The following is an 11,157-nucleotide window of genomic DNA, read 5'->3' as shown; positions in this document are numbered from 1 at the left end:
GACGGCATCTTTGATGCGGGCAAACAGGACGGGAGCTTTCCCTGTGTAATTCTTGCTTATCAAAGCTGAGCGAACAGCTCCGACAAGCGGCGCGTTTCGTCTTCGATCCCGAAGGGTGCATTCAACATGAACATACCTGATCCGACCATGCGATGACCTTCCCGCGACGGAGGGAACGTGACCTCATGGCAAATCGTTTTGGGATATCCAGCGGATTTCAGAGACGAAATCATAGCCTTGTGACGTGCATCCGTCAGGATTGGATACCAAAGTGCGATCACACCCACATTCCATTTGCGGTGCAGCTTCGCGATCACCCCAGGCAAACGGTCATACTCGGCTTTCACTTCATAACTGGGATCGATCAGCATCATGCCCCGCCTCGGGGTCGGAGGCAGCAACGATTGGGCCAACTCAAACCCATCCTGCCGATAAACCTTCGCCCCGAAAGGAGACAGCGCCAGTGAAAGTGCCGTATGTTCCTGCGGATGCAGCTCGGCGAAATGCAGGCTATCCTGTTTTCGCAGCAGGTTGGCCGCAATCAGAGGTGAACCGGGATACGCTTGCACGCCGTGACTGGCCTGTATGGTATCCAGCACCCGCGCCATTGGATGATCGGAATCAAACCAACCTTCGCGCCTGACGCGCCCGATCCCGGCGACAGCTTCACCCGTTCGAACCGCCTCAGCCGCGTCAAGGTGATATAGTCCACGCCCGGAGTGCGTTTCGATATAGCTGAGGGGTTTGTCCTTTTGGGTCAAATAACGCAGCGTCCACGCCAATAAAGCGTGCTTTTGCACATCAGCCAGATTTCCAGCGTGGTAAATGTGTTGATATGAGAGCATTATGCCTTCTAAAGTCCCCATCAATAAGGCGGAAAGGTGCTGACTGTCGCGGAATCAGCCCTTTAACCGGGCGAGTTGGCACCCTATAAGGCATCCGTCCCGGAACCGTCGAGTCGCGGGCAGTGGAAATTCTGACAAACGGGATCAGGGAAATATGGGCATCTTTGGCAATCTGGGCGGCCTGTTCACAGCGGACATGGCTATCGACCTTGGAACAGCGAACACGCTGGTTTATGTCAAAGGGCGCGGAGTGATCCTGTCTGAGCCCTCGGTCGTTGCCTACCACGTCAAGGATGGGGTCAAGAAAGTCCTTGCTGTTGGCGAGGACGCCAAGCTGATGTTGGGCCGGACCCCGGGCTCCATTGAAGCCATCCGTCCGATGCGCGAGGGTGTCATCGCGGACTTCGACACCGCCGAAGAGATGATCAAGCATTTCATCCGCAAGGTCCATAAACGCTCGACATTCTCGAAACCCAAGATCATCGTTTGCGTCCCTCATGGCGCAACCCCGGTTGAAAAACGCGCAATCCGCCAGTCGGTTCTGTCCGCAGGCGCGCGCCGCGCGGGCCTGATTGCCGAACCAATTGCGGCTGCGATTGGCGCGGGGATGCCGATAACCGATCCGACCGGCAACATGGTTGTCGATATCGGCGGCGGCACCACCGAGGTCGCGGTTCTGTCGCTGGGCGATATCGTCTATGCCCGCTCGGTTCGCGTTGGTGGCGACCGGATGGATGAGGCGATCATATCGTATCTGCGGCGTCAACAGAACCTGCTGGTGGGTGAATCAACTGCGGAACGGATCAAGACCACCATCGGTACCGCACGGATGCCAGACGATGGGCGTGGCCAGTCGATGCATATTCGCGGGCGCGACTTGTTAAATGGTGTACCGAAGGAAATCGAGATCAGTCAGGCTCAGGTGGCCGAAGCGCTGTCTGAACCCGTGCAGCAAATTTGCGAGGCGGTAATGACAGCTCTGGAAACCACGCCGCCCGATCTGGCGGCTGATATCGTGGACCGGGGTGTTATGCTGACCGGAGGCGGAGCTTTGCTGGGCGATCTTGACCTTGCTCTGCGCGAACAGACCGGTCTGGCCGTGTCGATCGCCGATGAAAGCCTGAATTGTGTGGCTTTGGGCACCGGCAAGGCGCTGGAATACGAAAAACAACTGCGCCACGCGATTGACTACGAAAGCTAAGGCGCGCACCCTGAAGGGGTGAAAACTCGGGCACGAGCAGCACGGGAAGGTAACCTGTGGCAAAGGACCGATCACAGCGCGATGAATACACGACACCCCTGCGCCGATTGCTTCTGGGGATCGTTGTTCTGTGCCTGCTTGGTATTTTCCTCGTCTGGCGCATTGACAGCCCGCGCGTCGAACGGTTCCGCGCGCAGGTGGTGGACACGGTTGTCCCCTCGATGGAGTGGGCGATGGTTCCGGTCACTGCGCTGGTGAACCTGTCTCGTGATTTCCAAAGCTATCAGCGGCTCAGCGAGCAGAACCAGGAATTGCGCAGCGAGCTGCGCCTGATGCGCGCCTGGAAAGAGGCCGCGCTGCAGCTGGAACAGGAAAACGCCCGCCTGCTGGATCTCAACAACGTACGGCTCGATCCGCGCCTGACCTATGTCACAGGAGTTGTGATGGCCGATAGCGGCTCACCCTTCAGGCAATCTGTGCTGTTGAACGTAGGCGAGCGTGACGGGATAGTGGATGGCTGGGCCACGATGGATGGGATCGGCGTGGTCGGACGTATTTCGGGCGTGGGCCCCGATACCGCCCGCGTAATTCTGATGACCGATGCCTCAAGCGCGATCCCGGCGACAATCCAACCTTCGGGGCAGACAGCGCTGATCGCAGGAGACAATACTTCAGCCCCTGCGGTGGAGTTTCTGGAAAACCGGGAACTCGTGCGCCCTGGTGACCGGGTTGTCACGTCGGGCGATGGCGGTGTGTTCCCCGGTGGCTTGCTGATCGGTCAAATTACGGTTGATCCCGGCGGCAGGCTGCGCGTGCGGCTATCGGCGGATTTCGAGCGGCTCGAGTTTCTGCGCGTACTACGCTATCAGTCGGCCCCACCGATCACGGAATCCGGTGATATCGTCGGGCCCCGTCAACCCGAAGCATCCTTGACTCCATCCGAGGTCAATGATGGATAGGTCGGTCTCAGATCTGTGGGCCAAGCGCGGTCTCTATGTCGCGCTGGCGGTATTTGTGGTGTTTCTGCACCTGTTGCCGCTGGATACAAAACCTGATCGCCTGCCCTTTCCTGACATACTGATCGCTCTTACCTACGCATGGGTGCTGCGGCGGCCGGAATATATTCCGATCCTGATCATTGCCATGGTCATGTTCATGGCCGATTTGCTGTTGCAACGCCCACCGGGGTTGCTTGCTGCGTTAGTGGTTCTGGGTGCAGCCTATCTTCATTCCACTGCAGCTGGCATGAAAGACAGCGGGTTTGTGGGCGAATGGGCAACCGTCGGGGCCGTGATCACGGTTGTGTTTGTGCTCAATCGACTCATTCTTGCTATCCTCTCGGTGCAACAGGCAACTCTGGGACCGGTAGTGGTGCAAGTTATTCTGACAATCGCAATCTATCCTGTGATGGTTTTGTTGAGCCAAACTGTGTTTGGCGTAAGGCGCAAATCTGTTGCCGACAGCACGATGCCACGGGTGCGGTCATGAAGCAGCGCAAACCAAAGCCTCAGGGTCTGGCTTACAAACGTCTGCCGCGCCGCGCGGTGATACTTGGTGGGTTACAGGCTGCATTCGTCGGAGGGCTGGCCGCCCGAATGCGGTTCATGCAGGTGGATCAAGCGGATGAATACCGTCTGCTGGCCGAAGAAAACCGGATCAACATACGTCTGATCCCACCAACCCGGGGCCGGATATATGACCGGAACGGGCAGATCATAGGATTAAACTCTCAGTCCTATCGCATCGTCATCGTGCGCGAGGATGCAGGCGATATCGACAAGGTTATCGCCAAGCTTTCGGAACTGATCCCATTGACCGAGGATGAGATCGAACGTGCCAAAACCGAAATGCGCCGATCGGCCCCGTTTCTGCCGGTCACGCTGGCCGATCAAGTAACGTGGGAGGATATCTCGAAAGTCGCGGTCAATGCCCCCGCACTGCCTGGTGTCACGCCCGAGGTCGGCATGACACGCCAGTATCCGCGCTATGAAGATTTCGCCCATGTGGTCGGCTATGTCGGCCCGGTCAGCGACTATGATCTGAGCCAGATTGAAGACCCCGAGCCGGTACTGCGCATCCCACGGTTCCAGATCGGCAAGGTCGGGCTGGAAGCCAAGCAAGAGATCACCTTGCGCGGCAAGGCCGGGGCCAAGCGGGTTGAGGTCAACGCCACAGGCCGGGTGATGCGCGAGCTGGACCGCCAGGTCGGCGAAGCCGGGGCAGATTTGCAATTGTCAGTCGACGCCAATCTGCAGCAATACGCGCAGGCGCGATTGGCTGGGGAAAGCGCCGCTGCGGTCGTGATCGATTGCGAAACCGGCGACATCCGCGCCATCAGCTCGGCCCCCAGCTTCGATCCGAACCTGTTCGTGCGTGGGATCTCGGTGGCGGACTACCAGATGCTGACGCAGGACAAGTATCGCCCGCTTGCCAATAAGACAGTACAGGGCACCTACCCTCCTGGATCGACTTTCAAAATGATCACCGCCATGGCTGCGCTCGAAGCCGGGGTGATCAGCCCTTCCAGCACGGTGTACTGTCCGGGTCACATGAAAGTGGGCAGCCGCCGCTTTCACTGCTGGAAACGCGGCGGGCACGGGACGGTTGACCTTGAAACCTCGCTGAAGCGCAGTTGCGACGTCTACTATTACGACGTAGCAATACGTGTCGGGATCGACAGGATTTCCGAGATGGCACGCACCTTCGGACTGGGTATCAAACATGACATTCCGATGTCTGCCGTTGCCGCCGGGCTTGCCCCCAATCAGGAATGGAAGCAGCGGGTTCACGGACAGGACTGGCTGGTAGGCGACACCGCAAACGCGTCGATCGGTCAGGGGTTCATGCTTGCCTCACCGCTTCAATTGGCCGTGATGACCGCGCGTTTGGCGACAGGTCGCGCCGTGCAACCACGCCTTGTTCGATCAATCAATGGGGTTGAGCAGCCCTCGGGCGCGGGTGAACCGCTGCAGGTGAACCGCAACAACCTTGAGCAAGTGCGCAAAGCCATGTTCACAGTCTCGAATAACAGGCGTGGCACCGCGTATCGCAGTCGCATCATCGCCGATGAGTTCCGCATGGCAGGCAAAACCGGCACCAGTCAGGTGCGCAATATTACCAAGGCAGAACGCGCCGCAGGTGTGATCCGAAACGAAGACCTGCCATGGGAGCGTCGAGACCATGCCCTGTTCGTCAGCTTCGCCCCCTATGACAATCCGAAATACGCTGTGGCTGTGGTGGTGGAACACGGCGGCGGCGGCTCCAAAGCCGCGGCCCCAGTGGCGCGCGATATCATGCTGCAGGCACTCTACGATGGCACGCCACCGCTCGAGGCGTATCCGGCCGGAGACCGAGAGCGCATCAAAGAACAACAGAAACGGCTGGAGGGTGACCGTCGCCCCAAAGCGCGTCCTGACGAGAAGGACCGCGCATGAGCTATCTTGAATATGCCGTCAAATCCACGCCGTCGGGGTTTCGCAAGTTCCTTTATATGAACTGGCCGCTCACCCTGTTGCTGATCAGCGTGGCAAGCGCGGGGTTCCTGATGCTCTACTCGGTCGCGGGTGGATCCTGGATGCCGTGGGCGGAACCGCAAATGGAACGGTTCGGTCTGGGCTTGGCAGCCATGTTTATCATCGCGCTTGTGCCTATCTGGTTCTGGCGGAACATGTCGGTTGTGGCCTATCTGGGCGCGATCGGTCTACTGATCGTGGTCGAACTGTTTGGAACGATCGGCATGGGGGCGCAGCGCTGGATTGATCTGGGCTTCATGCGGCTGCAACCCTCAGAAGTAATGAAAGTGGCGTTGGTGATGGTGCTGGCCGCTTATTACGACTGGCTTCCGGCGCACAAAACCTCGCGCCCGCTCTGGGTGATTATCCCGGTCATTCTGATCCTGATCCCGACATTCATGGTGCTGCGCCAGCCCGACTTAGGCACATCGATCCTGTTATTGGCTGCTGGTGGTGGTCTGATGTTCCTTGCCGGGGTGCATTGGGCCTATTTCGCTGCCGTGATTGCAGCGGGGGTCGGCCTGATCGCTGCGGTGTTCAACAGCCGAGGGACTGAATGGCAGTTGCTCAAAGATTACCAGTTCCGACGCATCGATACGTTTCTGGATCCTTCAACCGATCCGTTGGGAGCGGGATATCACATCACGCAATCCAAGATCGCTCTGGGTTCGGGGGGCTGGAATGGGCGCGGTTTCATGCAGGGAACGCAATCACGTCTTAACTTCCTGCCCGAAAAACACACCGATTTCATCTTCACCACCTTGGCCGAAGAGTTCGGCTTTGTCGGCGGCATCACACTGTTGATCCTTTACGGTTTGATCCTGATCTTCTGTATGGTCACGGCGCTGTCGACCAAGGATCGTTTCTCGTCTCTGGTGACACTTGGGATCGCGCTGAATTTCTTCCTGTTCTTTGCCGTCAATATGTCGATGGTGATGGGGCTGGCCCCAGTGGTCGGAGTACCGCTGCCGATGGTCAGTTATGGCGGCTCGGCCATGCTGGTCCTGATGGCCGCCTTTGGCATCGTTCAAAGCGCCCATATACATCGTCCCCGCTGAAAGGTTTCCCATGCCCGTGAATGTCCTGTTTTCCGCGCGCCCTGAGTTGTGGCCCGAGTATGAAGCTCTGATGCATCAATACTTGTCGGACGCAGGGCTAGATTTTCATCTGGCCACGGACATCCCTGCAGATCAGGTCGACTACATCGTTTACGCCCCGAACGGAGGGGTACAGGATTTCACGCCCTTCACACGGCTCAAGGCGGTGCTGAGCCTCTGGGCTGGGGTTGAGAAAATCTCGGGCAATGAAACCTTGACCGTTCCGCTGGCGCGTATGGTTGACGGGGGGTTTACGCAAGGCATGACGGAATGGGTGGTGGGCCATGTGCTGCGCTATCACCTTGGGATGGACCAACACATTACGCTACAGGATGGGGTCTGGACACCTGATGCGCCACCACTGGCCCAGCAACGCACCGTCTGCATCTTGGGTTTGGGCGCATTGGGTGAAGCATCGGCCCACGCGTTGGCAGCGTTGAATTTCCATGTCATCGGTTGGAGCCGTACCGCCAAGACTATTCCCGGCGTGACCTGTCTGCATGGTAAGAACGGGCTGCGCGATGCACTGTCCCAGGCCGAGATAGTGGTTTTGCTGCTGCCAGATACTCCGGCGACCGAAAACACGCTCAACGCCGAAACATTGGCGCTGTTGCCGGAAGGGGCCAAGATCATCAATCCGGGTCGCGGGCCGCTTATCGATGATGAGGCCCTGCTGGCCGCGCTGAATTCAGGGCAGGTCGCGCACGCCACGCTGGATGTCTTCCGCACCGAACCCCTGCCGACCGAGCATCCCTATTGGGCACATCCCAGTGTGACGGTGACGCCACATATAGCCTCGGAAACCAGACCTGTTACCGCAGCTCAGGTGATCTGCGAGAACATTCGCCGAGGTGAAGCGGGTGAACCCTTTCTCCACCTCGTTGACCGAAAGCTTGGGTACTAGGCCGCGATCAGCCCGCGGCCTTTGAGCAAGGCTTCGACGCCAGGCAGACGTCCACGGAAGGCCAGATACAGCTCTTCCGCCTCGCGGGATCCGCCAGTTGACAGGATGTGTTCCTCCAGTGCCTTGGCGCGTTCGGGATCAAACGCGCCGTCTGCTTCTTCGAAGGCAGCAAAGGCGTCGGCATCCATGACTTCGGACCACATATAACTGTAATAGCCCGAGCTATAACCGTCGCCCGCAAAGACATGGGCGAAATGCGGGGTGGCGTGGCGCATTCCAATGGCCCGAGGCATGCCGATTTCGGCCAGCACTTCGGCCTGTTTCTCCATCGGATCAGCGGGGGCAGCCCCCTCATGAAACGCCAGATCGACCAGGGCCGAGGCGACATATTCCACCGTCTGGAACCCCTGATCGAAATTGGCGGCCTGTAGCACCTTCTGCAACATCTCCTGCGGCATCGGTGCGCCGGTTTCGGCGTGGGTCGCGAACTCGGCCAGTACATCAGGCACTTCCAGCCAGTGTTCGTAAAGCTGGCTGGGCAGTTCAACGAAATCACGCGCCACCGAGGTGCCCGAGATGCTCTCATAGGTCACATTGGACAGCATCTGGTGCAGGGCATGGCCGAACTCGTGAAACAACGTTCGGGCGTCATCATAGGACAAAAGCGCCGGTTCACCTTTGGCAAAGTTACAGACGTTGATCACGACCGGAGCCTGTTCTTTCGGGTATTTCGCCTGCCCGCGCATTGCGCTGCACCATGCACCCGACCGTTTCGATCCGCGTGCAAAGTAGTCACCGATGAACACCGCAATATGCTGCCCGTCACGGGTCACCTCCCACGCACGGCAATCGGGATGATAGAGCGGCACATCAAGCGGCGCGAACTCCAGCCCGAACAGCCGTGTGGCGCAGGCGAAAGACGCCTCGATCATTCGGTCCAGTTGCAGGTACGGCTTCAGCGCCGCTTCATCGAGATCATGTTCGGCCTTGCGGCGTTTCTCGGCATAGTAGCGCCAATCCCACGCCTCCAGCGGGCCATTTACGCCATCCTCTTGCATCATTGCCGTCAGCACCTCGGCATCTGCGTCGGCGCGGGATTTGGCGGGCTCCCACACATCCAGCAGCAGCTCTCGCACGCGATCTGGTGCGCGGGCCATCTCGGTCTCAAGCTTGTAGGCGGCGAAGCTGGCATACCCCAGCAGCTTGGCACGTTCTTCGCGCAGGCGCAGGATGTCTGCCGCAATCTCGCGGTTGTCGGTCTCACCTCCATTTGCCCCCCGTGCAGTCCACGCGCGATAAGCCTTTGCACGCAAATCCCGGCGGGGCGAGAATTGCAGAAAGGGCACGATAATCGACCGAGAGAGGGTCACCACCGGGCCATCCGCCCCCTTTTCCTGACCCGCTGCGCGCGCTGCATCGATAACAAAATCCGGCAAGCCTTGCAGGTCTTCTTCGGTCAAATCCATGAACCAGTCGCGTTCATCCGCCAGCAAGTTCTGCGTGAAGGACGTGCCCAGAGACGCCAAACGGGCCTTGATCTCTTGCATTCTCGCATCGTCGGCGCCGGTCAACGCCGCCCCCGCCCGCACGAACCCGCGATGAGACAGCATCAAAACGCGCGCCTGTTCATCGGTCAGGTCCAGATTATCGCGCCGGCCCCATAAATCCGCCACTCGCTTAAACAGTGCTTTGTTTGATGAGATGCGCGAGTAGTGTGCCGCCAGCTTGGGCGAAAATTCGCGTTGCAGTTCTTCACGCTTGGGGTTGCTGTCCGCACCTGCAACGGTGAAAAAGACCGACAGAACCTTATCCATCTGCTCGCCTGCAGCCTCCAGCGCTTCGATCGTATTGGCGAATGTGGGCGTGTCCGGGCTCGCTGCTATCGCCTCAATCTCGGCATCATGTGCGTGCATCGCCTGTTTCAGCGCGGGGGAAAAATCATCATCCGAGATTGTGTCAAACGGTGCGATTTCGAAAGGCGTGTTCCAGTCAGAAAGGATCGGATTGGTCATTGAGGTCTCCTTTGACCTCATAGCTAAGACCGTCCGTCGAAATGATCCAGAGCTACCCGAAAATTTGAGCCCACCTTAATGAGATGCCCCGCAGATCGGGCAATCGGTGCGACGCGCCAGGGTGATCTTGCGGCTTTCGCCGTATAGCGCATCGTAGATCAACATCTCACCTCGCAATGCCTGCCCGGCGCCGGTGATCACCTTGATCGCCTCAACCGCCATCATCGAGCCGACCACACCCGGCAGTGGGCCGATTACTCCAGCTTCGGCGCAAGAAGGTGCAAGGCCGGCGGCAGGCGCTTCGGGAAAAATGCACTGATAGCACGGGCCGGTTGTGGCGGGATCGAACACACTCAGCTGCCCTTCCCATTGCGAAAGCGCCCCCGAGATCAGCGGTTTGCCCAACGCAACGGCCGTTCGGTTGGCCAGGTAGCGGGTATCGAAATTGTCAGTGCCATCAAGGATCAAATCGAAATCAGCGAACAGATCTGTTGCAATCTCTTCGGTCAGACGGCGATGATAAGGCAAGACAATCACATTGGGATTCTGCGCCAACATAGACTGCTGGGCTGAAAACACCTTGGGCATACCGATATCAGCATCGCGGTGGATCACCTGCCGCTGTAGGTTGGCGTTCTCGACCACGTCATCGTCGATCACGCCGATTGTTCCCACTCCGGCGGCAGCCAAATATTGCAGGGCGGGCGCGCCGAGCCCCCCCGCACCGATTACCAGCACGCGCGCCTGTTTCATTCGCTTTTGGCCGGGACCGCCCAGTTCACGCAGAACGATGTGGCGGGCATAGCGTTCAAGCTCGGTCTCGCTGAACTGTTCGGATGGCTTGGCGGGCTCCGACGTCTGGCCGGACGCGGCGCGATTTCGCAACGCCTTCAAACCCCGCCCATAAAGCAGCACCAGCACAGCCGCTCCAGCGAGGATCAGCCACATCGCTGCCGACCCACCGGTCGCCTGACGCAACGGGTTTCCCTCAGGCAGCAGAAGTTGAGCAATAATCACGCCTGTCAAGAGCGCGCCAACAGAAACCAGCCGCGCGCTGCGCGACACCCCGGCAATATAGCCAACACCCCAAAGCCCGGCAGCAAGGATCAGAACCAGCAGCATCAGCCCCGCCCGGTTGAACCGAACCCGCCCGCGCCGCGATCAGTCTCGGTCAGAGCCTCAACGTCCTGGAACATGGCCTGCACCACCGGTGCAACGATCAGTTGCGCGATACGTTCGCCATGCGCAATCTCGAAGGGGTCCTGACCCGCGTTCATCACGATCACGCCCAATGGCCCGCGATAGTCGCTGTCGATTGTACCCGGAGTGTTGGGCAAGGTGATCCCGTGTTTCAAGGCAAGGCCCGATCGTGGACGCACCTGAACCTCGAACCCCTGCGGAATTTCGATCCTAAGGCCTGTCGGTATCAGCGCACGACGGCCCGGTTCCAGAATAATAGACGTACCATCCGGCAGATTGGCGCGCACATCCGCTCCGGCAGCACCCGCGGTTTCGTATGAAGGCAAGGGCACCAACGGGTCAGCCCCCTCCTCTCGGATCACGCGAATTGCCACCATACCTGTACC

General features: G+C 59.0%; 10 protein-coding genes. 6 read left to right on the top strand and 4 right to left on the bottom strand.

The features are described from left to right. Positions 1-59: 59 nt before the first annotated feature. Positions 60-845, bottom strand: a complete 786-nt coding sequence (locus ACR0JG_RS17890; protein ID WP_480571581.1) for a 23S rRNA (adenine(2030)-N(6))-methyltransferase RlmJ — start codon at positions 843-845, stop codon at positions 60-62. Positions 846-999: 154 nt separating this feature from the next. Here ACR0JG_RS17890 and ACR0JG_RS17885 point away from each other — a divergent pair, with 154 nt between their 5' ends. From ACR0JG_RS17885 to ACR0JG_RS17860, 6 genes are read left to right on the top strand one after another with little or no spacing between them, the layout of a single operon-like run. Further along, entirely contained in the window at positions 1,000-2,046 is a 1,047-nt protein-coding gene (locus ACR0JG_RS17885) for a rod shape-determining protein (protein ID WP_039523195.1), read from the top strand. Positions 2,047-2,102: 56 nt separating this feature from the next. Next, positions 2,103-3,005 (top strand): rod shape-determining protein MreC, encoded by a 903-nt coding sequence (mreC, locus tag ACR0JG_RS17880; protein ID WP_170408296.1) that lies wholly within the window; start codon positions 2,103-2,105, stop codon positions 3,003-3,005. Further along, the gene (locus ACR0JG_RS17875; protein ID WP_480571578.1) at positions 2,998-3,534 is read left to right on the top strand and encodes a rod shape-determining protein MreD; all 537 of its coding nucleotides are present in this window, start codon (positions 2,998-3,000) and stop codon (positions 3,532-3,534) included. Before mreC ends, ACR0JG_RS17875 begins: the two co-directional genes overlap by 8 nt. Continuing rightward, entirely contained in the window at positions 3,531-5,480 is a 1,950-nt protein-coding gene (gene mrdA / locus ACR0JG_RS17870; protein WP_480571575.1) for a penicillin-binding protein 2, read from the top strand. Before ACR0JG_RS17875 ends, mrdA begins: the two co-directional genes overlap by 4 nt. After that, on the top strand, positions 5,477-6,616 hold the full coding sequence (rodA, locus tag ACR0JG_RS17865; protein ID WP_170395892.1) for a rod shape-determining protein RodA: 1,140 nt from the start codon (positions 5,477-5,479) through the stop codon (positions 6,614-6,616). Before mrdA ends, rodA begins: the two co-directional genes overlap by 4 nt. Positions 6,617-6,626: 10 nt before the next feature. Beyond that, entirely contained in the window at positions 6,627-7,559 is a 933-nt protein-coding gene (locus ACR0JG_RS17860; protein ID WP_480571572.1) for a 2-hydroxyacid dehydrogenase, read from the top strand. Here the strand turns inward: ACR0JG_RS17860 and ACR0JG_RS17855 are convergent. From ACR0JG_RS17855 to dut, 3 genes are all read right to left on the bottom strand, one after another. Continuing rightward, on the bottom strand, positions 7,556-9,571 hold the full coding sequence (locus ACR0JG_RS17855) for a M3 family metallopeptidase (protein ID WP_480571569.1): 2,016 nt from the start codon (positions 9,569-9,571) through the stop codon (positions 7,556-7,558). The genes ACR0JG_RS17860 and ACR0JG_RS17855 overlap by 4 nt on opposite strands. A gap of 75 nt (positions 9,572-9,646) precedes the next feature. After that, positions 9,647-10,693, bottom strand: coding sequence for a HesA/MoeB/ThiF family protein (locus ACR0JG_RS17850; protein ID WP_480571566.1), 1,047 nt, complete (start codon positions 10,691-10,693; stop codon positions 9,647-9,649). Then, positions 10,693-11,148, bottom strand: a complete 456-nt coding sequence (gene dut, locus ACR0JG_RS17845; protein WP_170566362.1) for a dUTP diphosphatase — start codon at positions 11,146-11,148, stop codon at positions 10,693-10,695. The genes ACR0JG_RS17850 and dut overlap by 1 nt, the downstream gene beginning before the upstream one ends. Positions 11,149-11,157 lie beyond the last annotated feature (9 nt).

It is taken from the genome of Ruegeria sp. AD5 (genome assembly GCF_056542345.1).
The sequence above is the reverse complement of the archived record's forward strand: the minus strand, read 5'-3'. Positions and strand labels throughout refer to the sequence as shown.

Excerpts from the sequence above, each read along its gene's own strand:
- ACR0JG_RS17890 (WP_480571581.1), bottom strand. The coding sequence starts at position 845 with ATGCTCTCATATCAACACATTTACCACGCTGGAAATCTGGCTGATGTG.
- ACR0JG_RS17885 (WP_039523195.1), top strand. The coding sequence starts at position 1,000 with ATGGGCATCTTTGGCAATCTGGGCGGCCTGTTCACAGCGGACATGGCT.
- ACR0JG_RS17875 (WP_480571578.1), top strand. The coding sequence starts at position 2,998 with ATGGATAGGTCGGTCTCAGATCTGTGGGCCAAGCGCGGTCTCTATGTC.
- mrdA (WP_480571575.1), top strand. The coding sequence starts at position 3,531 with ATGAAGCAGCGCAAACCAAAGCCTCAGGGTCTGGCTTACAAACGTCTG.
- rodA (WP_170395892.1), top strand. The coding sequence starts at position 5,477 with ATGAGCTATCTTGAATATGCCGTCAAATCCACGCCGTCGGGGTTTCGC.
- ACR0JG_RS17860 (WP_480571572.1), top strand. The coding sequence starts at position 6,627 with ATGCCCGTGAATGTCCTGTTTTCCGCGCGCCCTGAGTTGTGGCCCGAG.
- ACR0JG_RS17855 (WP_480571569.1), bottom strand. The coding sequence starts at position 9,571 with ATGACCAATCCGATCCTTTCTGACTGGAACACGCCTTTCGAAATCGCA.
- ACR0JG_RS17850 (WP_480571566.1), bottom strand. The coding sequence starts at position 10,693 with ATGCTGCTGGTTCTGATCCTTGCTGCCGGGCTTTGGGGTGTTGGCTAT.
- dut (WP_170566362.1), bottom strand. The coding sequence starts at position 11,148 with ATGGTGGCAATTCGCGTGATCCGAGAGGAGGGGGCTGACCCGTTGGTG.